This is a genomic window from Neorhizobium sp. SOG26 (assembly GCF_003491345.1).
GTDB lineage: Bacteria > Pseudomonadota > Alphaproteobacteria > Rhizobiales > Rhizobiaceae > Neorhizobium > Neorhizobium turbinariae.
The window spans coordinates 1,090,801-1,115,627 of sequence record NZ_CP025512.1; the positions used below are offsets into that span (position 1 = coordinate 1,090,801).

The 24,827-nt window shown below is 57.6% G+C and carries 24 protein-coding genes and 1 tRNA gene; 9 read left to right on the forward strand and 16 right to left on the reverse strand.

Going from position 1 to position 24,827, the window contains the following annotated elements:
- Nucleotides 1-311 precede the first annotated feature (311 nt).
- The 3 genes from gpt to CYG48_RS05480 all read right to left on the reverse strand — a co-directional run bounded on the left by gpt (nucleotide 312) and on the right by CYG48_RS05480 (nucleotide 2,656).
- The gene (gene gpt / locus CYG48_RS05470) at nucleotides 312-809 is read right to left on the reverse strand and encodes a xanthine phosphoribosyltransferase (RefSeq protein ID WP_118851502.1); all 498 of its coding nucleotides are present in this window, start codon (nucleotides 807-809) and stop codon (nucleotides 312-314) included.
- Nucleotides 810-887: 78 nt separating this feature from the next.
- Entirely contained in the window at nucleotides 888-1,727 is an 840-nt protein-coding gene (locus tag CYG48_RS05475) for a universal stress protein (RefSeq protein WP_118849451.1), read from the reverse strand.
- Nucleotides 1,728-1,873: 146 nt separating this feature from the next.
- On the reverse strand, nucleotides 1,874-2,656 hold the full coding sequence (locus CYG48_RS05480; RefSeq protein WP_199925227.1) for a competence/damage-inducible protein A: 783 nt from the start codon (nucleotides 2,654-2,656) through the stop codon (nucleotides 1,874-1,876).
- A gap of 228 nt (nucleotides 2,657-2,884) precedes the next feature.
- On the opposite strand from CYG48_RS05480, the gene wrbA reads away from it, so the two are divergent.
- On the forward strand, nucleotides 2,885-3,484 hold the full coding sequence (wrbA, locus tag CYG48_RS05485) for an NAD(P)H:quinone oxidoreductase type IV (protein WP_118849453.1): 600 nt from the start codon (nucleotides 2,885-2,887) through the stop codon (nucleotides 3,482-3,484).
- 83 nt (nucleotides 3,485-3,567) lie between these two features.
- Here wrbA and CYG48_RS05490 read toward each other — a convergent pair whose 3' ends face one another.
- Nucleotides 3,568-3,864 carry a DUF982 domain-containing protein gene (locus CYG48_RS05490; protein ID WP_118849454.1) on the reverse strand — a complete coding sequence of 99 codons (297 nt, stop codon included), beginning with the start codon at nucleotides 3,862-3,864 and terminating at the stop codon, nucleotides 3,568-3,570.
- 405 nt (nucleotides 3,865-4,269) lie between these two features.
- Between CYG48_RS05490 and CYG48_RS05495 the strand changes: the two genes are divergently transcribed.
- Nucleotides 4,270-7,341 carry a phosphorylase family protein gene (locus tag CYG48_RS05495; RefSeq protein ID WP_150132698.1) on the forward strand — a complete coding sequence of 1,024 codons (3,072 nt, stop codon included), beginning with the start codon at nucleotides 4,270-4,272 and terminating at the stop codon, nucleotides 7,339-7,341.
- A gap of 24 nt (nucleotides 7,342-7,365) precedes the next feature.
- On the opposite strand, the gene CYG48_RS05500 is transcribed toward CYG48_RS05495, so the two are convergent.
- On the reverse strand, nucleotides 7,366-7,941 hold the full coding sequence (locus CYG48_RS05500; protein ID WP_118849456.1) for a recombinase family protein: 576 nt from the start codon (nucleotides 7,939-7,941) through the stop codon (nucleotides 7,366-7,368).
- Nucleotides 7,942-8,726: 785 nt separating this feature from the next.
- Here CYG48_RS05500 and CYG48_RS05510 point away from each other — a divergent pair.
- Together CYG48_RS05510 and CYG48_RS05515 are read left to right on the forward strand one after the other, a co-directional pair.
- The gene (locus tag CYG48_RS05510; RefSeq protein ID WP_118849458.1) at nucleotides 8,727-8,969 is read left to right on the forward strand and encodes a DUF6894 family protein; all 243 of its coding nucleotides are present in this window, start codon (nucleotides 8,727-8,729) and stop codon (nucleotides 8,967-8,969) included.
- A 155-nt stretch (nucleotides 8,970-9,124) separates the two neighbouring features.
- Complete coding sequence (locus CYG48_RS05515) at nucleotides 9,125-9,877, forward strand: Crp/Fnr family transcriptional regulator (protein WP_118849459.1); 753 nt, start codon at nucleotides 9,125-9,127, stop codon at nucleotides 9,875-9,877.
- Nucleotides 9,878-10,025: 148 nt separating this feature from the next.
- Here CYG48_RS05515 and istB read toward each other — a convergent pair whose 3' ends face one another.
- Nucleotides 10,026-10,838: an IS21-like element helper ATPase IstB gene (gene istB, locus CYG48_RS05520; RefSeq protein ID WP_057352983.1), complete on the reverse strand. Its 813-nt coding sequence runs from the start codon at nucleotides 10,836-10,838 to the stop codon at nucleotides 10,026-10,028.
- The gene (gene istA, locus CYG48_RS05525) at nucleotides 10,828-12,354 is read right to left on the reverse strand and encodes an IS21 family transposase (protein ID WP_118851503.1); all 1,527 of its coding nucleotides are present in this window, start codon (nucleotides 12,352-12,354) and stop codon (nucleotides 10,828-10,830) included. The genes istB and istA overlap by 11 nt, the downstream gene beginning before the upstream one ends.
- 777 nt (nucleotides 12,355-13,131) lie before the next feature.
- Here istA and CYG48_RS22875 point away from each other — a divergent pair.
- The gene (locus tag CYG48_RS22875; protein WP_445304318.1) at nucleotides 13,132-13,527 is read left to right on the forward strand and encodes a hypothetical protein; all 396 of its coding nucleotides are present in this window, start codon (nucleotides 13,132-13,134) and stop codon (nucleotides 13,525-13,527) included.
- Nucleotides 13,528-13,538: 11 nt separating this feature from the next.
- Here the strand turns inward: CYG48_RS22875 and CYG48_RS05535 are convergent, their stop codons facing one another.
- From CYG48_RS05535 to CYG48_RS05550, 4 genes are all read right to left on the reverse strand, one after another.
- Nucleotides 13,539-13,799 (reverse strand): hypothetical protein, encoded by a 261-nt coding sequence (locus tag CYG48_RS05535; protein ID WP_118849460.1) that lies wholly within the window; start codon nucleotides 13,797-13,799, stop codon nucleotides 13,539-13,541.
- A gap of 101 nt (nucleotides 13,800-13,900) precedes the next feature.
- Nucleotides 13,901-14,563 carry an SOS response-associated peptidase gene (locus CYG48_RS05540; protein ID WP_118849461.1) on the reverse strand — a complete coding sequence of 221 codons (663 nt, stop codon included), beginning with the start codon at nucleotides 14,561-14,563 and terminating at the stop codon, nucleotides 13,901-13,903.
- A gap of 4 nt (nucleotides 14,564-14,567) precedes the next feature.
- On the reverse strand, nucleotides 14,568-15,053 hold the full coding sequence (locus CYG48_RS05545; protein ID WP_150132699.1) for a hypothetical protein: 486 nt from the start codon (nucleotides 15,051-15,053) through the stop codon (nucleotides 14,568-14,570).
- Complete coding sequence (locus CYG48_RS05550) at nucleotides 15,053-15,256, reverse strand: hypothetical protein (RefSeq protein WP_445304319.1); 204 nt, start codon at nucleotides 15,254-15,256, stop codon at nucleotides 15,053-15,055. Before CYG48_RS05550 ends, CYG48_RS05545 begins: the two co-directional genes overlap by 1 nt.
- A 150-nt stretch (nucleotides 15,257-15,406) precedes the next feature.
- Here CYG48_RS05550 and ligD point away from each other — a divergent pair, with 150 nt between their 5' ends.
- Complete coding sequence (gene ligD / locus CYG48_RS05555; protein ID WP_118849464.1) at nucleotides 15,407-16,477, forward strand: non-homologous end-joining DNA ligase; 1,071 nt, start codon at nucleotides 15,407-15,409, stop codon at nucleotides 16,475-16,477.
- A 258-nt stretch (nucleotides 16,478-16,735) separates the two neighbouring features.
- Nucleotides 16,736-17,416 carry a PAS domain-containing protein gene (locus CYG48_RS05560; RefSeq protein ID WP_118849465.1) on the forward strand — a complete coding sequence of 227 codons (681 nt, stop codon included), beginning with the start codon at nucleotides 16,736-16,738 and terminating at the stop codon, nucleotides 17,414-17,416.
- A gap of 1 nt (nucleotide 17,417) precedes the next feature.
- Here the strand turns inward: CYG48_RS05560 and CYG48_RS05565 are convergent, their stop codons facing one another.
- Together CYG48_RS05565 and CYG48_RS05570 are read right to left on the reverse strand one after the other, a co-directional pair.
- On the reverse strand, nucleotides 17,418-18,911 hold the full coding sequence (locus CYG48_RS05565) for a TRAP transporter large permease (protein WP_118849466.1): 1,494 nt from the start codon (nucleotides 18,909-18,911) through the stop codon (nucleotides 17,418-17,420).
- 21 nt (nucleotides 18,912-18,932) lie between these two features.
- A complete protein-coding gene (locus tag CYG48_RS05570) occupies nucleotides 18,933-19,472 on the reverse strand; it encodes a TRAP transporter small permease subunit (RefSeq protein WP_118851504.1) in 540 nt (179 codons plus the stop codon).
- Nucleotides 19,473-20,148: 676 nt separating this feature from the next.
- On the opposite strand from CYG48_RS05570, the gene CYG48_RS05575 reads away from it, so the two are divergent.
- Nucleotides 20,149-20,499, forward strand: coding sequence for a hypothetical protein (locus CYG48_RS05575; protein ID WP_118849467.1), 351 nt, complete (start codon nucleotides 20,149-20,151; stop codon nucleotides 20,497-20,499).
- Between the two features lie 212 nt (nucleotides 20,500-20,711).
- On the opposite strand, the gene CYG48_RS05580 is transcribed toward CYG48_RS05575, so the two are convergent.
- Nucleotides 20,712-22,349 (reverse strand): hypothetical protein, encoded by a 1,638-nt coding sequence (locus tag CYG48_RS05580; RefSeq protein ID WP_199925228.1) that lies wholly within the window; start codon nucleotides 22,347-22,349, stop codon nucleotides 20,712-20,714.
- 94 nt (nucleotides 22,350-22,443) lie between these two features.
- Nucleotides 22,444-22,528, reverse strand: a tRNA-Leu gene (locus CYG48_RS05585).
- 150 nt (nucleotides 22,529-22,678) lie between these two features.
- On the opposite strand from CYG48_RS05585, the gene CYG48_RS05590 reads away from it, so the two are divergent.
- Nucleotides 22,679-23,350, forward strand: a complete 672-nt coding sequence (locus tag CYG48_RS05590; RefSeq protein ID WP_245450421.1) for a metallophosphoesterase family protein — start codon at nucleotides 22,679-22,681, stop codon at nucleotides 23,348-23,350.
- Here CYG48_RS05590 and CYG48_RS05595 read toward each other — a convergent pair.
- On the reverse strand, nucleotides 23,324-24,781 hold the full coding sequence (locus tag CYG48_RS05595; protein WP_118849470.1) for a TrkH family potassium uptake protein: 1,458 nt from the start codon (nucleotides 24,779-24,781) through the stop codon (nucleotides 23,324-23,326). The genes CYG48_RS05590 and CYG48_RS05595 overlap by 27 nt on opposite strands.
- Between the last annotated feature and the right edge of the window lie 46 nt (nucleotides 24,782-24,827).

The window sequence follows — 24,827 nt, forward strand, 5'->3', positions numbered from 1 at the left end:
TCCTTACGGATTCATAACCACAAGATATTGTGGCTGGTGCCTGTGGATAACGGGGAAGAAAAAACCTCGTTGATTCTCAAAAGGTTGCAGGCAGCGGCTGCAGTTGCGCCCCTTGTCCACAAACGTCTTGTTGCGCATCGGAAGTGACGGTTTCGACGCCTCGCGGGGCCGGCTTCGCCCGATTCACAAGGCTTTGCGTGTAGCGGATTGGCACATGTGGCGAAAAAGCATCTAGCGCCCAAAGATAAACCCGCCACACGAGGGTGCGGCGGGCTCATGAAAACGGTTGACAGACAAATACCGTGAGAGAATCAGGCCTTGGGGGTCTTGGCGATCGGCTCCTGGTAGGTGAAGCCCATGTCCCAGGGGAAATAGATCCAGGTATCCTGGCTCACTTCGGTGATGAAGGTGTCGACGGTCGGCACGCCCTTTGGCTTGGCGTAGACGCACGCGAAATGTGCCTTCGGCAACATGGAGCGAACTTCCGACGCAGTCTTGCCGGTGTCGGTGAGGTCGTCCACCACCAGCACGCCTTCGCCGCCATCGGTGGTGAGTTCCGGGGCGATGCCCTTCAGGAGGTTCATTTCGCCCTGGTTGACATAGTCATGGTAGGAGGCGACGCAGACCGTCTCGATGAGGCGGATGTTGAGTTCGCGCGAGATGATGGCGGCTGGTACGAGCCCGCCGCGGGTGATGCAGACGATCGCCCGGAAATCACGGCCCATGCCAGCAAGGCGCCAGGCCAGCGCGCGTGCATCGCGGTGAAATTGATCCCAGGAAACGGGAAAGGCTTTTTCGGGAAGAGACATGAGCGGGGCCACCATGAGCGAAAGCAGATTGTTGGCTTTCGCTCATAGCGGCAACACGGCCCTTGGCGCAAGGATGTGTCAGCGCGAAAGCAGTGTCAAAGCCGACATCGAGTCAAGAAGGCTGCGGGTGGCGCCGCCAAACAGCATCTCCCACCAGCGGGAATGGCCATAGCCGCCCATGACGAGAAGGTCGATGCTGTTGTCGGCAAGCCGCTTCTCGATGACCGCCGCCGGAGCCTCGCCGCCGCTGGTATGGGTGGTGAGCGTTGCCTGGATGCCGTGACGCCGCAAGGTGGCAGCAATCTGGGTGCCGGCGGGCTCGAGCGCCTGGCGTCCGCGTTCCGGCGGATCGATGGTGAGCAGTTCCACCGTCTCGGCCGCCTTGAGGAAGGGCATCGCGTCGAATGTGGCGCGTGCCGCTTCGCGCGATCCATTCCAGGCGACGAGCACCCGCTTGATCGGCTGCGGCACCTTCAGCTTGTAGGGGATGAGCAGCATCGGGCGGCCGCTTTCAAACAGGAAGGTTTCGAGATCCGCCCGATGGTCGGCATGGCCGGGATCGCTTTGGCTGGCGACGATGAGGTCGACGCTGCGCGCCGTTTCCATCACCGAGTTGGAACCGAAACCGGCAGATGAGATGAAGCTGCGGCATTCGGTCGAGACGCCGGCAGACGCTGCCTGCTCGCCGAAGATGCGCTGCACTTCCGCGCTTTCCTTTTCCGCGGCTTCCTGGAGCACCTGGACCGCAGCGGGATCCGGGATCTCCATCGGCGCAATCAGGGGCACGGCGGCCAGCGTTTCGGCATGAACGCCGATCAGGTGAGCGGAGAAGTGGCGGGCAAGCGAGATGCTGAAGTCGCTGATCTGCCGCGCGTTCTGCGGGGTGTCCAGAACGGCAAGAATGGTCTTGTAGGCCATGGCGTTATCTCCTCATACCTGGTGCCCATGATCTGTCGCCAGTCTCAGATGTGTACCTGTGTATCGCCTTGATCCTCGTCAAGCGGTGACCTCCTCAGCACCGCTTCACGCCTCCGTGCAAAGCTTGTCTCCTTTGTTCCCTGCAATCAAGCGTCTGCTGTCGGATTGGTCGGCGTGCGCGACTTGTCGATGCCCTTGATCATCTCCGCCACGGCATCAGCGGCGGCGTCGAGTGCGGCGCCATCGCGGGCCCGGATGGCGAGTTCGGTCGAGAAGCGCTGGCCATCGAACTTCGGATAGGAGCCGATGCTCGTTTGCGGATGCGCCTTCTGGACCGCGGACAAGAGCGTGCCGATATCGCCTTCGCCATAAGGGCAGGCGATGGCGCGCGACATCATCTTCGAGCCGGAGCGCAACAGCGGCAGGACGTTGTCGACCATCGCCTGGAAAACCTGCGGCACGCCTGCCATGACATAAACATTGCCGATGATGAAGCCGGGTGCAGTCGAGACGGGATTGGGGATGTGCCTGGCCCCTTGCGGCATGCGGGCCATGCGCTGGCGCGCCTCGGTGAACTCCATCTCGCGGCGCTTGTACGTCTCGCCAAGCAGCCTCATTGCCTCCGGGTCATGGATGCAGGGCACGCCGAAGGCCTTCGAGACCGCGTCGGCGGTGATATCGTCATGCGTCGGGCCGATGCCGCCGGAGGTGAAGACATAGTCGTAGCGGCTGCGCAGCGCATTCAGCGCCTCGACGATCGCGTCTTCCTCATCGGCGACGATGCGCACTTCCTTCACATCAATCCCGGACAGCGTCAGGAGGTCGGCGAGGTGGCCGATATTCTTGTCTTTCGTGCGTCCCGACAAAAGCTCGTCGCCGATCGCGAGCATGGCGGCGGTAACAATGGTGGTCTCAGTCTGTTCGGGCATGGTCATGTCTCCTGGATCACCCAGTGGTAAGCGCAAACGTGCGCTTTAAGAAGAGGAAATCACCACCATGGTTGTTTCCGATCACTGGACGCAAGAGCCATGTCGTCTCCGTTCATTGAACAGTGCGTTTTAGGAGCCGGGGCTTTGCAAACCGTGCGGATGGGATAGTTCTTGTAGCGACGGGCCATTCCGGCCAATCGAGATCACGACGATCATCTGGAGAAGATCATGGCGAAGGTATTGGTACTTTACTATTCCGCGTACGGACACATCGAGAAGATGGCCTATGCTGTCGCAGAGGGCGCCAAGGCAGAAGGGGCCGAGGTCACCGTGAAGCGTGTGCCGGAACTGGTGCCGGAAGATGTCGCCAAGGCTTCCTACTACAAGGTGGACCAGGAAGCGCCGATCGCATCGCCGACCGAGCTCGACCAGTATGACGCGATCATCGTCGGCGCCGGCACACGTTTCGGCACCGTTGCATCGCAAATGCGCAATTTCTGGGACCAGACGGGTGCGCTCTGGGCCGAAGGCAAGCTGGTCGGCAAGGTCGGCTCGGTATTCACCTCGACGGCCACCCAGCACGGCGGCCAGGAATCCACGATCCTGAGCTTCATCCCGACCTTCCTGCACCACGGCATGGCGGTCGTTGGGCTTCCCTATGCCTTCCAGGGCCAGATGGGTACCGAAGAAGTGAAGGGTGGCTCGCCTTATGGCGCATCGACGATCACCAATGGTGACGGCTCCCGCCAGCCTTCGGCTGTCGAACTCGAAGGCGCCCGCTACCAGGGTGCGCATGTCGCAAACCTTGCGGCCAAGATCGCCGGCTGAGTCAAGCTGGTCCCGAAATACCAGAAGCGCGGCCGTTGAGCCGCGCTTTTTTCGTTCAGGTCGAGGGCCGTGTTGGCGCGTGCTCAGTGGCCGCCAATGTTGCGGTCGCGGTTGTTGCGCATCTGCACCGGGACCTCTTCCACATTGGCGAGCATGTTGTTGCGCTTCAGGAACCGCTTGAAGTCCTCCCGCGCAAACGTCACCGGCCGGCTGCCGCACGCCGCTTCGCGCACCGACTTGACCACAGCCTCAAAAGCCAGGTCCCTCTGGTCTGCCGGCCATTCGTCAAGCAGATCAAAGGCATCGTCCAGGCCGCTGATCTCCTGGATGAAGTAGGTGCGCTTTGCAAAAAGCGGAGCGTCAAACGTACCGAGTGCCATGAGAACCTCCTGTCGTGGTGATTCTGACGATTGCCGAGTTAGGAATCGGCAGTATCGGTTTCAAGATCAAATCGGCTGGGGCAGGGCCTGGTGCGGACGACGGGGGTCGACGGTTGCACCGCTTAACAGTTGAAACAAAAGAGCTTTTTCGAGCGCCAGATCGATGCTTTGTAGCGGTTTTTGTAGCGCTTGGCAATCAATACAATGAGGTCGAGGTCGCCGGCCGCCTTTCACAGCTAAAATTCCCTGACTTTCCCAAGGGGGCTTCCTCCTCAAAGTTGGCTGCTTAGCCGGGGCACATCCATTTTCTAAAATGAAACAACTGTGGTTATCTTCCGCTCAACGTAGACTTGTGCTCAACGACAGCTACACTGCGTTCGAAACCCAGAACTCCGTGAGAGCCGCTTGAGCAAACCCTTTATTGATACTGTTTTCATCACTCCGCTTCGTGAAGAATTTGACCGGTTGACAGCCGCTTTTCCTATCAAGGAAGAACATGTGGACCGTTCGCTTTTCTGGGCGGAGGTTGATAGTGGAACGGAGAACATTTCGGCAGTCGTCGTTCTGCAGGATGCGATGGGCAAGGCTGCGGCGACACGAGCCGCTTCTGCGATGCTAGAACGATATGAGGTCGGATTGCTTGCTGTCGTTGGCATCGCAGGTGGTTTGAGCGGCGACGCAGGTATAGGCGATGTCTGCTTCACCGGCCCGTTATTTGACGTTCTGGAAAATTCCAAGGTGGTCGACACTAAAAAAGGAATGAAAATTGAGTTCAATAACCTGCCTTATAACACGGACCCGCTGCTTACCTTCGCATTGAAGTACGTCTCACTGGGAAGCGACATAAAGTCGAAGTTTGAGGACTGGCAGCTAGACCGGTACTACAAATCCCGCGAACTGATACCGGGAGAGTTCATCGGACGGCAATCCAAGAATGAACACATTGGCATACCGCAGATCCATGATGGCAGTATCGTTTGCGCCGCCGTTAGCAAGAGCGAGATCTATAAGAGCAACGTGACCAATCTGGATCGGAAGCTCCTCGCTGTCGAAACCGAGACCGGAGGAGTGTTCTCCGAGGCCGTGAGGCACGGGGTCCCGGTCGTAACTGTTCGTGGAATTTGTGATTACGCGGACGAGAACAAGTCAAAACTCGAAGCTCAGACAGGTGGAAATGCTCGACGTATCGCTGCTGACAACGCCGTCAGTTTCGTGAAACTGCAGTTTGAAAATCCTCAGTTCCAGAAGTTTCTCGGACATCGGCGCTCGCAGGTTCAAGGAGTGAACGCGGAGCAAGCGAAGAAAGAGGCGGAAAAGAAGCTCGTCGCAACCGCTCTGGATAATCTGCGGGAAGAGGTGCATACGCAGCTTACACAGTTATCTCCCGAGTATCAGGGGAAACCGAAGGGCTATCGACTGCCGCTTCCACGCGTTAAAGTATCTCCCACAAATGCATCAGTTAGTCCGTCCACAGAAAGCTACGACGAGAAGAACATTCTTGAAGCCGTAGCTAAGACAAAGACCTCACTGGTCACCATCCCGAGAAATTATCCTGACAACGGCCTTCCTTGGATTGTCGCACAAGAACTCAGCTTGATCGAAATCAATGGTAAGACGGTTGTACCGGTTGTGATCAAAGGTGAGGATGTACGCCCACCCCACAACACGTTGTCCAAACAGGCAGGTGCGCAGGTAGATGCCATTGAGGCGCGTGATGACGCGCGTTTGGTTTTCATTGTCCATGACTTCCCGCTAGCTTCACGTTCTCGTCTCGAATTTCTCAGGACGGAACAACAGAAGTACGAGGAGGCTCATTTTCTCGTCCTGAACCGGACTGATGCTGACCCCTCCGACATGAGTGCTTTGCAGGTAGCTCTCGGCGCTGAGCGTTTTGATCTTTGTCAGATTTCGTTTTCTGAGCTTTCTGACTTTATCAAGCGAAGTTTCCAGTATCCGGACCAGCAGGCAAGCGTTGTAGCTCTTCGCCTACAGAACATGTTCCGGAAGTTTGAACTCAACGCTCACCCCAGCTACTTCGCTGGCTTGAGCAGCGAGTCCTTAGCCGCACTGCTGAAGGCCAACAGGCGATCGGAACTCCTCCAATTGGCCGTAGGAGGATTTCTCAGTTTCGTAGTAGCTGGCGATGAAGATCAAGTTGTGCTTAGCCGCACCACACGCGAGAAGTTCTTGCGAATGCTAGCCTACCGCATGGAGGTTAGAGGGGAGGAATTTGATCGGCCCGCTTTAGTCTCCTTGGTTGAGGAGTTCGCGCTAGAACGAGACTTCGAGATCGACAGCTTGCTATTCTTGAAGGCTTTCCAGGATAAGGGCATCCTGCATTTTTCTGGCGGTAAAGTGCGTATCACTTTGCCATTTATGCTCTCATATCTTCTCGCTGTTGAGCTAGCCGCGGAACCTGAAGAGGCACTGCGGTATTTCAACTTTCAGTCAGAGGACTTCGATTTCCCAACGTTCGAGTTGTACTGTGAGATTGCTCGCAATGAAGCGATAACGAACAAGATCATCAGCCAGCTTCGGAGTGAGCTAGAGGAATTTAGGCAGAGTAAACCAAATATCCACGTCCTGCTAACTAACGATGTCCGCCCCGTCTTTGTAGACCATCCAGGCCGCTTTAAAGCGCTCGAAACGCAACTGCAGCGGGCTGTTGATGATGTCGTCAATGATAGATCCAATAGCCACGAAAAGCAGCGGATCATCGACATCGCGAACCGCGTTCAGGCAGATGCGAGGGAAATCCAGGACGCGGTCAGGCAACGTGCAGACGATGATGAAAAATTCGCAACTACAAGAAGGTTAGCCAAGCTTTGGGGCATCGCGACCATGTCGCTAGGTTCCGGCTCGGAGCAGTTGGCGCGTGACCCTAAACGGGAACTCGCACAACTGGTTGTCTCTGCAAGTAGTGCCCTCTTGGACATGGGGCTAAGGACATTTCCTGCTGCTCAGTTTGAAAACTTGAAGCGGGAACTGAAGAGCGACAGCACAGCAAGGGATCTTTTCAATAAATCACCAGAAGAACCCATCTCGCCTGAAGACCGTGAACTAATCGAGCTAATGGTAGATGCATACGAGTTCTCACTTCTCGGTCTACCGATAAGGGCGGTTTTTGCTCAGTTGGGGAATTTCGCGGGGCAAGCGGTACTTCGGACAAGCGTGGCGAGCGTTACAAGCGAAGATTTGATGGAGAATTTGGTTGCGCGTATCTGGGCGGCCGAGATTAGTGCTGCGAAAGAAAAAGCGCCTTTGCTAGCCGCCATTCGAGACTTACCTCCCGTTCCGTTTCTCAGGCATTCTCTTTCCACTTATTTCATGACCAGAGTTTTCTGGGATCATTGGCAGACTGACAACCGACTTGCACTGCTGGATGCCGCAGAGGAAAGCCTCACCGCTCTCAACAGTTCGATAGACAAAGGTCGGTTGCGCAGGATTATCAAACGCGATCAAGAGAGGGACGACTGAGAAAACACATTATCGCCCCCTCGCTCACGAAGCCGCAGCTTTCTCCTCCCTCAGCGCCCTGAACACGCTCGAGCGGCTGACCCCCAGCTCTCTCACAATCGCCTCCACAGTCTTCCCTTCAGCCCGCAGCGTGCGCACATCAGCGGCCTTCCTACGAGCCGTGGGAGCGCGACCCTTGTACTTCCCTTCAGCCTTGGCCTTGGCGATGCCTTCCCGCTGCCGCTCAAGCATGATGTCCCGTTCAAACTCTGCGATGGAGCCGAGCATGCTAAGCATGAGTTTGCCGGTAGGCGTGGACGTGTCCAGGCTTGGGTCGAGAACCTTCAAAGTGACGCCTTTGGCTAGTAGCCGATCCTTGATCTTCACGAGGTCGGAGATCGAGCGGGCGAGGCGGTCCAGTTTCGTGACCACGAAGGTGTCGCCCTCCCTCACGTAGTCGAGGGCACGTTCCAGTTCCGGTCGCTTGGTGTCCACCGAAGAGAGCTGCTCCTTGAAGATGCGGTGACAGCCAGATGCCTCCAGGTGCCGGAGCTGGGCTTCCAGCCCTGCCATCTGATCGAGAGTTGAAGTTCGCGCATAGCCAACGATTGCGGATGTCATGATGCCTCTGATGGTGTCATTAGGTTCTATGACATCATGAGACGGATAGTGCCAAAAATCAATACCCACTTGTGTGACCCATGCCTCAGGTTTGAGGGATGGAGTCACATGACCAAGGTCTAGTGGGACTGAGGACAAGAACTGCCACAAAACTGCAGAAATGGAATATTCGGCATCGTGCCGAAAAAAGTATGACCAAGCCGTGCAAGATCAGCTCTACCCGGCTGCGCGCACGAGTCACAATGCATCAAGCGCTCGTCCAGTGAGGCGAAGGGATGTCGCTTGCTGCTGAATTTTCAGCCGAAAGGCAAGCGCCACTGGGACGCTCGCGGAAGGAGTTGCCAGTTTCCGTCCCACACATCCTCTGCAATTGCACATACGTCACTCGATTGTGGTCACAGAACGCGGAGGCTATGTTGGCGACCACTGTGCAACTCCGGGGACTGGTGCAGATGGGCGTGAAACGGGTGGCGAGTAAGTTGGAGGAGGCGCTGGAGATGGCAAAGCAGGCCCCACACTCAGAGATGCTCCAATACCTGATCCAGATGGCTTTGCGTGAGGCGCAGGTGGATTACTATAGGCAGCTACCAGTGGATCACCCAGAAAGGCTTCCGCCCGCCTCCTGAAGGGGGCGCCCGGGGGGAATTCGATAGCCTTCTTATCGGGATGCCGTCTCCAAATTTTGTGCCGAACATTTGGTGGTCGCCATCCATGACCGGCTGTACCCACCTTCTGGAACAGGTTGTCGTCTTGGCGGTTTCGGCCCTGTTTCAGTGGAGCAGCCGATGCCGCAGAGATATTTCTTTCATATTCGCAAGCATAACCACCTTCAGCTCGACCCAGAAGGCGTGGAGCTTCCGTCCCATACTGCGGCCCTTGAGGAGGCCGTGGAAGCGGCTCGCGAACTCCTGGCGGTGAAGGTGCGGAATGGCGAGGTTGTGAATGGTGATCAGTTCGAGATCACCGACGAGAAGGGGCAGATCATCCACGTACTACCTTTTCGTTCCGTCCTCCGCCTCAAGGATTGAAATCCGGGGACATCCGTACGGTTTGAGGCTGCGAGCGAAAGTCCGTGCATTCACCGAAGTTTGGTGTATGCTTAGTTATTGCCGCTATTCGGAACAGGTAGGCAGCGGCGACCGAGGGTTACTACGTGCTCCCGCCTATAAGGACGGAGAGCGCCATGTCCGCTACCCATCATTCATTTCAGAACTTGCTTCTCAAGGAAATCGCACCGGAAGAACTGGCGAAGCTCAGCCGAGAGCTGGTCCCGGTCGATATGCCGAAGGACTACGTGATCGCAGCCGCTGATGGGCCTATCGATCACATCTACTTCCCGGATTGCGGCCTTGGCTCCATCGTTGCCATCTCACCCGAGGGCAATCAGGTTGAAGCTGGTATGTTTGGTCGGGATGGGTTCTCACCGGTACAAGCGTTGATTGGCTCTGACATCAGTATCCATGAGATCGTCATGCAAACCGGAGGGTATGGGCACCGAATGAAGCGGGCTGACTTCATGAAGGTGATGGAGGAGAGCCCCTCGTTCGCTCACCTGCTTTCCTGCTATTCGCAAGTTCTTGCCATTCAGACTACCTTCACGGCACTATCGAATGCGACGCACTCCATCGACGAACGCCTCGCCCGTTGGCTGTTGATGTGCCACGACCGGATGGATGGCGACGAGTTGCTCATCACCCACGACTACATCGCCTTTATGCTCGGTGTTCGCAGACCCAGTGTTACGACATCGCTACATGTACTCGAAGGGAATGGCTTCATCCGCAGCGAGCGTCGGTGCATCGTCATCAGAAACCGAGGGGCATTAGAAGATTTCGCACACGACGCCTATGGCAAGCCGGAGGCCGAGTATCGAAGGCTTTTCGGGAAGCCCCTCCACAAGCACTCAAACGTCATTCCCCTGGTCAAGTGTGACTGAGCGCCGTCGTTTCCCTCCGGAGTTGTCTTTGATTATCCAGCCTCACCCAAATCTTGGGTACATCCTCCACGAACATCTCCGGCGGAAGCTCGTTCTGTTGATTTGCACTGAGAGCTGACCCGGGATTTGCGCCGAGAAGTGACCCGCCTTAGGTATCGTCCGTCGTGGTTGGGGTGGTCAAGTTCCTGCGTTTCTCCTTCGTAGTTTTGGGCTCATGGGCTGAACTGTTTTTGAAGCGGAAGCTGTCGTTTCCGGTTTCGAGGATGTGGCAATGATGTGTGAGCCGGTCGAGCAACGCGGTGGTCATCTTGGCATCGCCAAAAACGCTGGCCCATTCGCTGAAGCTCAGGTTGGTGGTGATGATGACGCTCGTGTGCTCGTAGAGTTTACTCAGTAAATGGAAGAGCAGCGCACCGCCTGAAGCACTGAACGGCAGGTAACCGAGTTCGTCCAGGATGACGAGATCGGAGTGTGCCAGGCGGTTGGCGATCTGCCCTGGTCGGCCTTGGGACTTCTCTTGCTCGAGCGCGTTGACCAGTTCCACGGTCGAGAAGAACCGAACTCGCTTGTGATGATGTTCGATAGCCTGGACACCAATTGCCGTGGCGATATGCGTTTTGCCCGTGCCGGGGCCGCCGACCAGGACGATGTTGTTGGCGTCGTCGAGGAAGTCGCAGCGATGAAGCTGACGCACCAGCGCCTCATTGATCTCACTGCTGGCGAAGTCGAAGCCGTTCAGATCACGATAGGCTGGAAAGCGTGCCGTCTTGAGCTGGTAGGCGGTCGATCGAACTTCGCGTTCCGCAGTCTCGGCCTTGAGAAGCTGCGACAGGATCGGGATTGCCGCCTCGAACGCCGGCGATCCTTGCTCCGTGAGCTCGCCGACGGCCTGGGCCATGCCGTGCATCTTCAGTTGCCGCAACATGATGACGATAGCGCCGCTTGCCGGATTATGACGCATGGCGAGCCTCCGTCTTTCTCAGCGCATCGTAGCGTTCGACATTGGCCTTGGGCTCGTTGATGAGCGTCAGGGCCTGAGGGGCGTCAATGGTGGGCGGTGTGAAGGATTTGCCGTCGACGAGGCGATGCAGCAGGTTCAGCACGTGGGTCTTCGTGGGGACGCCGGACTTCAGTGCCATGTCCACGGCCGACAGGATGGCCTGTTCGTCGTGCTGGAGGACCAGCGCCAGGATATCGACCATCTCGCGGTCGCCACCCGGCTTCTTCAGGAGGTATTGCTGCAAGGCTCGGAATGCGTCCGGTAGCTCAACGAACGGTGCACCATTGCGAAGAGCGCCCGGCTTGCGTTGCACGACCGCCAGATAATGCCGCCAGTCGTAGATCGTCTGTCCCGGTCGATCATGAGAGCGATCGATGACACGGCGGTGCTCACAGACGATCTGGCCCTCCGCGGCGACAACGATACGGTCCGGATAGACCCGGAGGCTCACCGGCCGATTGGCGAAGGATGCCGGGACACTGTAGCGATTGCGCTCCAGATGGACGAGGCAGGTCGGCGTGACCCGCTTGGTATACTCGACGAAGCCGTCGAACGGCCGGGAAACCGGCATCAATACCAAAGCTTCCTCAGCCCAGATGTCAGCGATGGTGCCGCGCATCTGGCCGTGTGGCGTCTGCGCCCACAATTCCTTGCAGCGCTGCTCCAGCCAGTCGTTCAACGCTTCCAGCGACGGAAAGCGCGGCGTGGGCTGCCAGAGACGATGACGGGCATCCTGAACGTTCTTCTCGACCTGTCCTTTCTCCCAGCCGGAGGCAGGATTGCAGAACTCGGGTTCGAACACATAGTGGCTGGCCATTGCCAGGAAGCGGATGTTGACGTCACGCTCTTTGCCACGGCCGACCTTGTCGATTGCCGTGCGCATGTTGTCGTAGATGCCGCGACCGGGGATGCCGCCGAAGACCCGGAATGCATGGTTGTGGGCGTCGAACAGCATCTCGTGCGTCTGCAAGAGATAGGCACGGACGATGAAGGCGCGGCTGTAACTCAGCTTCGTATGCGCCACCTGCAGCTTGGTGCGCTCATTGCCAATGATGGCCCAGTCCTCCGACCAATCGAATTGGAACGCTTCGCCCGGCTCGAAGGCCAGAGGCACGAACGTTCCGCGCCCCGTCGTCTGGAATTCCCTCTGCCGGTCTGCCTTCCATTCCCGGGCAAAGGCTGCAACACGGCAGTAGGAACCGTCATAGCCGAGGCTCACCAGGTCGGCGTGGAGCTGCTTCAGGGTGCGCTTCTGTTTGCGGCCCTTCTTGGATTCCGTCTTCAGCCAGGCCGACAGCCGATCTGCGAAAGGGTCGAGCTTGCTCGGTCGCTCCGGGACCTTGAACTTCGGCTCGACGCCGTCCAACCGCAGGTATTTGCGGACAGTGTTCCGGGACAGGCCGGTCCTGCGGCAAATCTCCCGAATCGAAAGATGCTCTCGAAAATGCCAGCGTCGGATTACGCTCAGTAACGCCATGTCGATCACTCCAAAGCCCCCGCTGAAACCTCGCGAGGGATGATTGAAACATGGGTCAAATCTCAGTGATAATTTCCCGCAATCCCGGGTCAGCTCTCAGTGCAAATCAACAAAGAGGCTCTGAAGACACTGAAAAACAAGGACTTTTTCGGTCTTTGATCCGCGTCTCGTGTATCGTGGTCTGTGTCGTGTCGAGCATGTTATCCATCGATGTGATTGTTGTTGAAGCCATCCACCCACGACAGCACCAAAAGAGAACCCCGCAGCTTGAGGCTACGGGGCTGGTAAAGGTCATGGATGAACATGAGCAGGACAGAACCAACTCCCGGTCATCGAGTCGCTGATAAGCGTGTGGTTCTTTATCCTTAAGTGAGGGGCAACCTCGACTTTTCGTAAGGGACCGTGTCCCACAACAACCACCGGAAGAATGCGTCCCTAGTTAAATGACGCAACGACGCATCAGGCATAGGGTATGCTCAGTTTTGAGCAGACATTCACGCCATCTGACGTGAAGACCAGCAACCTTTGTGTCGACTGACCCGTGCGTGGGTCAAGTGTTCTCCCTGTTTGTCTCAGGAAGGGTTGACATTAGGTCGTGGCTCTGTCGGCTGCAGACGTTTGCTTTTGTGGAGTTCCGCAATAGGTGCGGGCTGTTAGGACGGGGTTTTCGTGTCTTATTCTCTGAGCACGCCCTCAGAAAGCAGGCGACACAGGAACGCCACTCCGGCGGGCGAAAGTGCTGGTACTGAGCAACGTTGGGTTCGGATCGTCTTTCGGATGCTCGCCGAACTACCCGTTCAAACACCAATCATTCTTCCTACCGGGACGCCATTCCCGCGCCGTACCTTCCCTAAGCAGGATTTGTCCCACCTCTCGCCCGTCTGGCAGGTAGATGTTCACGAGCGGCCTGTTGAAGGCGTCGACGCCCTTCGCTTCCACCCTGACCGTCTTCCCCTCGATCAAGCTCTTAGGCCGGCGCTTTGCCAGCAGAGCGAGCTTACGCTCCTTCTCAAAATTGACGTGGCTGCCGATCTACGGCGTGTCGATGCCGCGCTGGTTGACGATGCCCATACCAAGGAGGCGCATGTTCTGGCCGTCGCACTTGACCGTGTCGCCGTCTACCGCGACCAGAGAAGCGCAGAAAATTATGGCTGCAAGCACCATTTCTCCTAACAAGTCTCCGATCAATCGTCGGGGAAGCTGATCCTACGACGGTCCACGAGCAACAGTGAGCGGTCTGGCTGGATGATGTAAGTCTCTTGCCAATGCACACCTTTCGCATCCCGGAAGTCATGCGGGACTTGGCTGCCAATCGGGGCGCGGATCAAACGAGTGGCAGGTTGTCCGTTGTAGGTGATACTGCCAGGGATCGGCTCTATACGTGCCGAGCTAGCCGCGCATCCGGTGAGCAAGGCGGCGATAAGGCTGAGGGTTACGGCTGTCATGAACTGATCCTTCGAGCGTGGGCGCAGCCTCTAACAAGACAGCATGCGACTTGTTCGCCCGATGTGGCCAAAACCCCTCCTATGGCTGTCGAGGTTGCGGCTCACAACAGCGCCTCCTGCTTCTCCTGCTGTTCCTGTAGCGGCAGCAAAATCAATCCATCGTCCGGGAGAGGACGCTGCAGAGCCTTCGCCTCTTCCCAGGGTGCCCGCATCCATACGTCCATCTCTTCCTCGCTCGTCACGATGACGGGCATCGCCTTCGGGTGGATCGGGCCAACGACCGCATTTGGCTCGCAGGTGAGGAAGGCATAGAGTTCATGCTCTCCTTCCCGTGGTGTCTTCATCGAGCCGCGCGTGCCGTTCCAGGTCGTCCAGATGCCCGCGAAGAAGGCGAGGGGCCTGTCGTCATTGATGGCAAACCAACGCTTAGTCTTCCTTGGCTTCGTGTCTTCATACTCGCAGAAGGTCGTCCAGGGAACGAGGCAACGGTTTGTTGGGCCGAGCCATCGCCGCCAATGCGGTGAGGTAGCATTGCGAATGTTTGTAACGCCGCAGTCTGGTTTGCCCTGGAGGATGCTCGGCGGTGTCGGCATGCCCCAGGTCAGCATCGTCATCTCGCGACCCTCCGCAGTGTTGCGGATCACCGGGCCTGGCCGATCAGGATAGACGTCGAGCGAAGGCTGCAGATTGCCAAGCCTGTCGAAGGCCTTGGTGATCGCCCTTAGGGCCTCCTGGTTGGTCGTGACATTGTAGAGATTGCACATGCTTTCACCTCGGCAATGACGATATCTCGATCACGCTAGCGTATCTCTTGCATTCCTTACAGTGGAGCTTGGTCGCCAGGTCCTTGATCCGTGCATTGGACCCGACCTGTCGCTCCAGCGCCTTCCTGTTGAGCTTGGCACGACGGCCGCATTGGCAAACGGCCTTCAGCACTTCCCACTCCCGCAGATCGGCAAGGCGTTTTCCCAGCTCGATCTCATGCTGTTCGCGGCTGATGTAGCCACGCTGCCTCACCCATTCGTCCAAGCGCCTGTAATAGAACAGACGGCAAAGATTGTAGTAGCCCTTCTTCGGTCGCTCGCAGCCAACGGCTCTGGCAAGGTCGCCCAGCAGCTCCGGCATGGACGCGTCTCCGTGTTTGCTGAAGAGTTCGTCTCCATCGAAGTGCTGGAGAACCTCACATTCTTCGCAGATGACGGTGACCTTCTTGCCCCTGTATTCGGACAATGTCGCCGCTTGCTTTCCAGCCATTAGTCGCGCTCGTAGCTCGGCCGCCATCCACGCGTGAAGCCACGGCTGCTTGCTCCTTCCGTTAGTGCCAGTTCTTGCCGCAGGTGGCGGCAATCTTCCAGCAACGTCTCAATGGCCGCGCGGCTGTCACCACCGTGCCAGACAAGGACGGCATCTGCCTCAGACAGCTCGGGTTCATTCTGTTGTGGGGCTGCTTCAGGCACGACTTCTCCTTCGCGCCGAAGCGCGTCCATTAGCTGTGGATAACATGTGGATAGCCGCTGCTCATGCTACGGCTGGTGTTCTCAATATGTTCTCCTCGGAGACGGAGTCAACAGGAAATCTTTTTAAGGATTTGCTGTTGCAATGGGTGCATGACCAAGCGCCCTCGCAAGCCGTCCAAGCCGCTGCTGATCGACGACAACCTGCCGCTTCAGAGCAGACCGGTACGGCGGCGTGACCCAAAGCAGCCCGAGCTTCCTTTTGATCCGATGCCCGAACGGGTGGAGCCTTGCCTGGCGACACTGCGGGCTTCTCCGCCTCATGGTCCCGAATGGTCGTATGAGATCAAGTGGGACGGCTATCGCCTTGCGGTGCATGTGGAGCCTTCAGGCGTTCGTGTGATCACGCGCGGCGGCAAGGACTGGACGCACCGCTTTCCTGGCATAGCCGAAGCCGCCAAGGCGCTTAATCGGACGATGATCCTCGATGGCGAGGCGGTGATACTTGACGAGCGGGGGAGGTCAGACTTCGGCCTGCTCCAGAGGTCGCTCGGAGCCAGTGGCAGAAACGGCGGCAAGCTGCCGTCGAGGGACTCCATCCTCTACGCCTTCGACCTCCTCTACCTGGATGGCCACGACCTGCGGAAGCTGGACTACGAGGACCGCCGAGAACTGCTGGAGGAGGTGCTGGATGGGCAGGAGGGAGCGATCCGTCTTTCAGAGGAGTTTGACGCCGATCCAGAGACACTGCTGCAGCATGCTTGTCAGCTAGGCCTGGAAGGCATCATCGCGAAGCACAGGAAACGCCCGTACAGGTCTGGCAGGCAGGGCGACTGGCTGAAGATCAAGTGCATCCAAAGCGACAGCTTCATCGTTGTCGGCTACGAGCCATCAACCGCATTGGCAGGCGCGATTGGCAGCCTGCTTCTTGCCGCCTACCGTGGCGACGACCTCGTCTACGTTGGCAGCGTCGGAACAGGCTTCAAGCACGATCAAGCGCGGGACTTGAAGGCGACGCTCGACAAGCTAAAGTGGAAGGCGAAGAAGCCTCCTGTCGACTACGACGGAAGCCGCAAAGCGGTCTGGGTGCAGCCGACATTGATCGCCGAGATCGAGTATCGAGCCTGGACTGATGAAGGAAAGCTGCGACACGCCTCGTACAAGGGCCTGAGAGACGCTCAAGACAATGCTGACATCTACCGCCTCAAAGAGGAATTGGTTTAGGGCGGGCGGCGAAGGCTTTCGTTAGGAGCGACATCCGCGAGGTTTAAGAATAGGAATGTCATCCAGCGGCATTCGCCTGACACCAGCGTCTTGCTTTCCTAGCTTCATAAGCTTGACGTGATGTTCATGGCGAGCAATCGGACGTTGACCTACGGCGAACTGAGTCGTGGTCAGAATGCACCGGAGCTTTAGGAGACCAAACTGGCTCAGAGTGAGAAATGGTTTCGTCCGATATTCTCTCAGGTCAAAGGCGGCATCGTGGTTACCGATCTTGAGTCGGGAATCGTGCTGGTCAACCGCACCTTCTGCGACATCGTCGGTTACTCTGAGGAAGAACTTGTAGAAATGAGGATGGCGGACATCACGCATCCGGATGAAGCACCTTTGAACATCAATAGGTTTAGACGGATGGTCGAAGGAGGAGGTACAGGCTTCCGCATCGAGACCAGATACATCCGGAAAGATGGACAGGTTGTCCGGATTTCCAAATCAATGTCCCCAGTCAGAAGCGACAATGGCGATATCGTCCAGGCTGTTGCGGTCGTTCGGAATGGCGCCGGGCGCGAAAGTGTTCAAGACGAAGCGTGTCGCCTGGCTCAAATCATAGCCTCTTCTGACGTGGCGATCGTCAGTATCGACACCGACATGAACATCCAAAGCTGGAACAGGGGCGCCCAAAAGCTTTATGGCTACTCACCCGCCGAAGTTCTCGGACGCTCCATCATGATGATCGTTCCCCCAGAAAAGTTCGACGAGGAATGTTCACTCATGCGGAGCATCAGGAGGGGCGAGACCGTTCACTCTCATGAGACAATACGAGTGCACAAGGATGGCAGCGTGACCACAGTCTCGCTCACCGCCGAGCCGATCTACGACGACAACGGGTTAGTGGTGGGCATTTCGAAGATCGCCCGTAGCCACCCCCGTATGTCGGGATAGCCTATGGATTGATCCTTGGCGGCTCGCTCAAGTTCGGCATGGATGGAGGAGCTGGTTGTCCTGGAGCACCGTCCATTGGAGGAAGACCGAAGTTCGGCATCTCGTTGCCCGCGCCGTTGCCGAAGATTGGCACTTCGATCTTGATGGTGTCCAGATCAACGTCCGGTGCCTTATCCAGCCAGTAGGTAACCGACTCTGGCCAGAAGATGACAATCGCCACCAGGATCAACTGCATGAAGAGCCATGGGATTGCTCCGAGGTAGATGTCCTTCGTCTTCACCGACTTCGGAGCGATTGACCTCAGGTAAAACAACGCAAAACCGAATGGCGGGTGCATGAAACTGGTCTGCATGTTGATGCAGAGCAACACACCAAACCAGATGAGGTCGATGCCGAGAGACTGCGCCACCGGCGCAAGCATCGGGACGACGATGAAGGCGATCTCGAAGAAGTCGAGGAAGAAGGCGAGGAAAAAGACGAAGATATTGACGAAGATCAGGAAGCCGAGTGCGCCACCTGGAATGTGAGACAGAAGGTGCTCGATCCAGAGGCCGCCGTCCATACCCTGGAATACAAGGCTGAAGCATGTTGCCCCGACCAGGATGAAGACGACCATGGAGGTAATGGTCATGGTTGAATGCATACCCTGGCGAAGCAGGTCCCACGTCAGCCGTCGATGCATGAGCGCAATGGCCATCGCCCCCACCACGCCAAGTGCACCTGCCTCCGTGGGCGTTGCCAATCCCATGAAGATCGTACCGAGAACAAGGAAGATCAGCGCGATGGACGGCACCATTCCCCACAGCACCTTGCCAACAAGCGCGAGGTTCATCTCCCCACGCGCTTCGAGCGGCAGCGGTGGAACGTCCTTAGGCCGGAAGATCGAAAGAGCGAGAATGAAGAGCAGGAAGATCGTCACCTGGAGGATCGATGGGCCGATTGCACCAAGGTACATGTCGCCGACCGAGCGCCCCAGTTGATCTGCCAGCACGATCAGAACCAGTGACGGAGGTATGACCTGCGTAATGGTACCCGATGCCGCAATCACGCCTGTCGCGAGGCGCGGGCTGTAGCCGTACTTCAGCATGATCGGCAGCGAAATCACACCCATGGTGATGACCGAGGCCGCAACGGTCCCGGTGATTGCGCCGAGGATTGCACCAACAACGATAACGGCATACGCCAGTCCGCCTGGGATGGCACCGAAGAGCTTGCCCGTTCCTTCAAGAAGGTCTTCCGCCAACCCGCAGCGCTCGAGGATCGCGCCCATGAAGGTGAAGAACGGGATCGCCAGAAGCAGGTCGTTCGACACGATGCCGAAGATGCGGAACGGTAGCGCCTGCAGGAACGAGAACTCGAAGTGGCCCGTCGCTACGCCGATCAGGCCGAAGAACAGCCCGACCGCCGAAAGCGAGAAGGCGACCGGAAAGCCATAGAGCATGAAAATGATCATGCCGATGAACATGGCAGGCGGCATCACACCGTATTGAAACATGGGACTGTTCCGGAGATCGGGTTATTGGAGAGGTTTTTCGTAGGCGGTATCGACCTGGAGGATGCCGCGCAGTCCGGCTATCCGTTTGATCAGTTCGGAAACGCCCTGTAGTGCCAGAAGCAGGAAGCCAGTAACGATGATCAGCTTGACCGGCCATCGGATCAGTCCACCTGCGTTCGATGACATTTCGCCCTGAGCGTAAGACAGAGCAAAGAAGGGCCACGAAAGCCACGCCAGATAAAGGCAAGCAGGGATCAGGAACAAGACCAGCCCGACAGCGTCAATCCACAGGCGAGTTCGGTCAGAGACTGCGCCATACACTAGGTCTACTCGGACATGCTCGTTCAACCGCAATGTATGGGATGCACCCAAAAGAACGATGAAGCCGAACAGATACCACTGTATCTCAAGCCAGCCGTTGGAGCTGTAGTTCAACAGGTATCGGATCAAGGCGTTGCCTGCACTGATAAACGTGCAGGCAAGGACCAGATATCCGGCCAACTTGCCGATGATTTCGCTCGTGCGGTCTATAGCCCCGCTAAGCTTTAACAATGCAGCCATGACGTTCCCAGGGCGGGTTTGATGCGCCGTCAACTTCGACTGGGGTCTTGCATGGACCTGGTCAGGATCGGCGGCTTTTCAGTTCAAGGGATTTGCAGATTTTCAGATCGCGAAGTATGTGCGCGATGATCTAAATCATTTGCCTCACTCGGAGACGCCTGATGTCTTTGAGGACTTCAAGCCCAAGAGGATCTCATGGCATCTAGGTGACTATGCCAAGCATCATCCAGCCAAACATAGCGAAGACGAGCGCAGAAAGCGCATAACCAACAACGCTTCCGATCTGCGTGGCAAGGTCTCTTTTCATTCTGCGTCGCCCGTTCTTGAGTGCTGGTATGGATTGTGCCTGATATTGAATAAAGTCAAGGCGTCCCACGGTGACGAACCTGAAACGTGTGGGTAAACATACGGTAGTAACTTTAGCGCAACGGTCGCGCCTTTGCCGAACTCAGTTCATTAAGGTAACGGATTGGCGACAGTGCGTAAGGCTTTGCGGGCGCCAATACCTGCTTACTCGTGCATTGTCCCATTCCCAACCTAGTCTTGGCCTTTATGGAATACCCTGAAGGTATCGCTGTTTGCACGATTGGGCGATCTTGAATAGCAACGGCGTCACCCCTTCCGCGCGTGTAGGAATCATGCAACATCTGCGCGTGACTAGGATGGGGGAAATCTCGTGAAAGTTTATGTTTCGTCGCTGGCGTTCGCGCTGGCTTTGTCGTCTTGCGCCAAGCGCCCTGACGCAATTGTGCCTGCCGACATACCGATGGCAGCCTATACCAACCTCTCTTGCGAACAACTTGGCCAAGAGATGATCCGGGAACAGACAGCGTTGGCTGCGGTCTCTAAACAGCAACATGATGCGGCGACAGGTGACGCATTCGGAGTATTCCTCGTTGGTGTCCCGATGTCATCCACTTTCGGTGGAGATAAGGAGGGGCAGGTTTCCGTCGCGAAAGGGAAGGTGCAGGCGATCCAGTCCGCTTTGCTTGCGAAGGGTTGCAACGGCCCATCCTCCCGGAAGTAGCCGTTGGCCGTCCGCTAGGGTTGGCGGCGAACTGGTGGTATCGAGTAGAACAACCTGGCTGAGGCTGGCAGCCTAGCAGCTTCTGCCAGAGATGTTCTCCGATCATTCACAGCCTTAACCGCTTTTTTAGGGTCAGAGGGCACGCCCACAATCGGGCGCTCCCTCTCACGGCGCAAAGTCGCACGCGCGACCAAAGGGCAAGGCGTCTTAGGCTATGCAGCTATGTCTTCGGGCCTGCTGATCTCTGAACCGCTCACCACGTAGCGTGGAAACTTCTTAAGCTCATTAGCCATGTCTTCTATGGTCGGTGTCTCATAGATGTCGCCCACCTCATCTGTCTCGTGACCGCAGAACGCAAAGCGGAAGCGTTTTTCCATTCCATATCTTGCGGCCTGCCTCTTGAATGTGTGCCGCCAGGCGTGATTGGGCTGAATGTCCGGATCGCGTATGCCTACCTCCTCACGCACCCATTCGGCGAGTTTGTTCCGAGCGATGACGTAGGGTGGCCTTACTGGTTTTGTCGCGTCGGTAGACGCCTTTCTTTTATCATCTGCGTCATAGAACAAAGGCCCATCTCCCGAGGACTTGACGAACTCCAAGAAGCCCTGCGCAATCAGATGCTCGTGAATTGGCACCTTCCGGAACGACGCCCCTTTAACGGTGCCATCTTCCGGGGTGATGTCGATGATCCAGATGCCCTTGTGCTGCTTTACATTCGCGCCATGCAACTGCGTCATCTCGCCAGGACGAGAACCAGTATAGGCGCAGAGCCAGGGGACCCATCTCCGAGCGGCTGCTTTTTTTGCTTTCATCCGTGGTGGGGGCGGCTGCAAAGCTGCGTGAAGGATGGCTTGCACTTCCTCATCCTCGAGTGCCTTCTCACGTCTCTTGATTTTTTTTGGGCGAGCTACGCGAATGCCATCGAACGGATTTACCTTGAGCTTTTTGTTCTCAACCAACCATCCGAACACAACCTTGGCAGCTCGTAGCCAAACATCATTGGCCGATGTCGCGGTGCGAGAAGGGGTTACGAGTGTTTCTTTCCATCCAACCGCTTCCTCCTCGGATATCGTCGCAACGTCTCTGCCCTCGAAATATTGATTTAATCCAAGAAGAACGCCGCGCCACCGATCAACCGTCGCCGATGCTGGCTGACGCTCCTTCACCCAAGCCTCGAACGCCTGCCAGCAGTTCATCCCAGCGAGCTTCTTGTTACCATTCGCCGCCATCGTGCTTGGCTGGGCGAACCGTTGAAGGCGTTGGTCCGGTGAGAAGTCACCCTCAGCCCGTCGTCGAAGCAGGTTGAAGGCAAACGGGACCTCGTCTTCGAGCGCATCTAGAAAAGCCCTACGCGTCTCAGCATCGAGCTTTAGATTTTGCTCAGCCATGAACGTTTCAACATGGCCCAGCTCGATCAGTTTGGCGTCTAGGTAACGTCGCGCTGCAGCTCCTAAGCCATGGTCGTCACCGTCCGGGAGGCGAGCAAAACGATCATAAGCCTCTTCGAGCATCTCAAGGCGTGAGAACCAGTCTTCAGGCCGTCCCGGCTCGTCTTCGTGCTGCGCGATGAACCATGAATACCACTGGCCAGAAAGTGCGCTGACTTGGCGAGTTGTCAGTCTAACGGCAGCACCAGTCACCTGTGCTCTGAGGGCTTCGATCCTCTGACAGATTTGGGCATCCCAGTCTCGGAACTCGGCTTTAGCGGTCCCCATGTTGACGGACGCAGGGCGGCGGAAACGTTCTTCTCTGCCGACGCCATAAGCTAGTTTGTATTGTTCTCTGACATCTGACGGGATCGCTTTTCGAGCGAACCAGTCACCGTTCTTGGCTCGTTTCAGGCTCGTCATCGTAACCATCTTTGTAGCGCCCTTTGTAGCGATGGGCGTCGAGAAGGCTCAGATATTGTTCAACAATTTGAAATCCCAAGAGAAATTCTTGAGCTGGTGCGGACGACGGGGGTCGAACCCGTATGACCGAAGTCGAGGGATTTTAAGTCCCTTGCGTCTACCAGTTTCGCCACGTCCGCGCGCCTTGCTTTTCAGGCACCTCGGCGATTCAGTCAAGCTGACCACACCAAATCATTGCTTTTTCGCGACCCGCGCCAATGCTTGAATGTGGGTGAGGGGCGGACATATCTGCAAGGCGCGGAGCCGCGCTGGCGCTGATGGAGCAAGACGTGACCCTGACCTTTGCGATTGGCGATATCCACGGCTGCCTATCGGAGCTCGAGGAGATGCTGGGGCAGGTGGAAACCTATGCCGACGGCGGCCATGTTGTGTTTGTCGGCGACTATGTTGACCGCGGCCCTGACAGCCGCGGGGTTGTCGAGCGGATCATGGCGGGTCCGCGCGGGCAAGGCTGGCGGTGGACGACGCTCAAGGGCAACCACGAGGAGATGCTGGTGCGCGCCCATGACAACGGCGGCGCCGAGATGGTGACCTGGCTGGAAAACGGTGGCCACGAGACGCTGCAATCCTTTGGCGGCGAATTGCCGGAGGCGGTGGTGGACTGGTGCCGCGCGCTTCCGTCCATCCATGTAGACCAGTACCGCATCTTCGTCCATGCCGGGGTCGATGAAGCGCTTCCGCTGGAGGCGCAGAACGACCATGACCTGATCTGGAAGCGGTACCGGGGCGCCGAGACGGGCTATTTCTGGGGGCGCCATCTTTGCCATGGGCATACGCCGGTGTCGGGCAACCCGCAGACTTTCGACAACCGCACCAATGTCGATGCCGGCTGCGTTTTCGGCGGCGCGCTCGCCTGCGCGGTATTTGACGACGAGATGCCGGAGGGGCCGATCGAGTTCCTGCGGGTGCCCGCCCTAGTGCCGCCAGAAGATCGGCGTTAGCAGCACCAGCACGGTGAGGATTTCCAGGCGTCCGAGCAGCATCAGCACCGACAGGAGATAAAGCGCCGGGTCGCTGATGGTGGAGAAATTGCCGACGGGGCCGATGATCGGGCCGATGCCGGGGCCGACATTCGCGAGGCAGGTGAGGACGCCGGAGAAGGACGTCACGACGTCGTAGCCGAGCAGGGTCATGCCAAGGCTGCCGAGCACCCAGAGGAACAGGAAAAGGCCGAGGAACAGGAAGACGCCGCGCTGGGTATCGGCATCGACGATCAGGGTGCCGTAGCGGACCGGGTAGATCGCGTTCGGGTAGATGAGCTTGTTGATGCCGGCGCGGGCCGTGTTGAACATCACCACGAAGCGATAGGACTTGATGCCGCCGGAGGTGGAGCCGGAGCAGCCGCCCATGGCGCTTGCGAAAAAGACGAGCATCACCGCGAACGGTCCCCAGAGCGTATAGTCGTCGCTGGAGAAGCCGCCGGTCGAAAGGATCGAGGCGATGTTGAAGAAGGAGTGGATGAGGGCGTCGTCGAGCTCCACGCTGTTCCTTAGGTGATGGTAGACGCCGAGCGCCACCGCGATGCCCCCGAGGTACCCGAGGAACACCATGATCTGCGGGTCGCGCAGCGTGTCCAGCCGGCCGCGCATGGCGAGCAGGATCAGCACCGAGAAGGGCAGGCTCGAGATCGTCAGGAAGATCGTGCAGATCACCAGGATCGCCTGGTTGTCCTTCCAGAATGCAAAAGACGCGTCATGGGTGGAAAAACCAGCCGTCGCGACCGTCGAGAGCGCGTGGTTGAGGGCGTCGAAATGGCTCATGCCGGCAACATCGTAGGCGACCGTGCAGGCGATCGTCAGCAGGATATAGACGGCGAGGAAGGCACGGGTGAAGCTTGCGAGGCGGGCGAACGGCTTGTCGTTGGTTTCCGTTGATTCCAGCTTGAAGATGGAGGCGCCGCCGACCTTCAGGAACGGCAGGACGAAAAGCCCGAGGCCGACGATCCCGATGCCGCCGAGCCAGCACAAGAGCGAGCGCCACAGCAGGATGCCGGGCGGCTGCTTGTCGAGCCCCACCATGATCGTTGATCCAGTGGTGGTGATCCCGGAGATGGACTCAAACAGCGCCTGCGCGAAGCTGGTCTTGTATTCCGCAAGAAAGAGCGGGATGGCGCCGACGAGCGAGAACATCAGCCACAGCACGTTGACCAGCAGGAAGCCGAATCGCTTGTTGAAGGCTGGCGGCGGACCGCGGGTGGCAAGCGCGGCGGCACCCGCAATGCCGCCGACAAGGAAGCCGGACAGCGCAAAGACCTGCCAGTCCCGGTGCCCGTAATAAAGATCCACCAGCGCCGGCAGGAACATGGCCATGGAAAGGTAAAGGGCACAGAGCGCCGTAATATAGATCACCGACCGGATCAGATTGGCGTTCAAACGGCTATCCCTGTCTCTCGTCGGCGAAAGCGGCTTTGTCTCTGCG

Excerpts from the sequence above, each read along its gene's own strand:
- gpt (WP_118851502.1), bottom strand. The coding sequence starts at position 809 with ATGTCTCTTCCCGAAAAAGCCTTTCCCGTTTCCTGGGATCAATTTCAC.
- CYG48_RS05475 (WP_118849451.1), bottom strand. The coding sequence starts at position 1,727 with ATGGCCTACAAGACCATTCTTGCCGTTCTGGACACCCCGCAGAACGCG.
- CYG48_RS05480 (WP_199925227.1), bottom strand. The coding sequence starts at position 2,656 with ATGCCCGAACAGACTGAGACCACCATTGTTACCGCCGCCATGCTCGCG.
- wrbA (WP_118849453.1), top strand. The coding sequence starts at position 2,885 with ATGGCGAAGGTATTGGTACTTTACTATTCCGCGTACGGACACATCGAG.
- CYG48_RS05490 (WP_118849454.1), bottom strand. The coding sequence starts at position 3,864 with ATGGCACTCGGTACGTTTGACGCTCCGCTTTTTGCAAAGCGCACCTAC.
- CYG48_RS05500 (WP_118849456.1), bottom strand. The coding sequence starts at position 7,941 with ATGACATCCGCAATCGTTGGCTATGCGCGAACTTCAACTCTCGATCAG.
- CYG48_RS05510 (WP_118849458.1), top strand. The coding sequence starts at position 8,727 with ATGCCGCAGAGATATTTCTTTCATATTCGCAAGCATAACCACCTTCAG.
- CYG48_RS05515 (WP_118849459.1), top strand. The coding sequence starts at position 9,125 with ATGTCCGCTACCCATCATTCATTTCAGAACTTGCTTCTCAAGGAAATC.
- istB (WP_057352983.1), bottom strand. The coding sequence starts at position 10,838 with ATGCGTCATAATCCGGCAAGCGGCGCTATCGTCATCATGTTGCGGCAA.
- istA (WP_118851503.1), bottom strand. The coding sequence starts at position 12,354 with ATGGCGTTACTGAGCGTAATCCGACGCTGGCATTTTCGAGAGCATCTT.
- CYG48_RS22875 (WP_445304318.1), top strand. The coding sequence starts at position 13,132 with ATGCTCGCCGAACTACCCGTTCAAACACCAATCATTCTTCCTACCGGG.
- CYG48_RS05535 (WP_118849460.1), bottom strand. The coding sequence starts at position 13,799 with ATGACAGCCGTAACCCTCAGCCTTATCGCCGCCTTGCTCACCGGATGC.
- CYG48_RS05540 (WP_118849461.1), bottom strand. The coding sequence starts at position 14,563 with ATGTGCAATCTCTACAATGTCACGACCAACCAGGAGGCCCTAAGGGCG.
- CYG48_RS05545 (WP_150132699.1), bottom strand. The coding sequence starts at position 15,053 with ATGGCTGGAAAGCAAGCGGCGACATTGTCCGAATACAGGGGCAAGAAG.
- ligD (WP_118849464.1), top strand. The coding sequence starts at position 15,407 with ATGACCAAGCGCCCTCGCAAGCCGTCCAAGCCGCTGCTGATCGACGAC.
- CYG48_RS05565 (WP_118849466.1), bottom strand. The coding sequence starts at position 18,911 with ATGTTTCAATACGGTGTGATGCCGCCTGCCATGTTCATCGGCATGATC.
- CYG48_RS05570 (WP_118851504.1), bottom strand. The coding sequence starts at position 19,472 with ATGGCTGCATTGTTAAAGCTTAGCGGGGCTATAGACCGCACGAGCGAA.
- CYG48_RS05580 (WP_199925228.1), bottom strand. The coding sequence starts at position 22,349 with ATGACGAGCCTGAAACGAGCCAAGAACGGTGACTGGTTCGCTCGAAAA.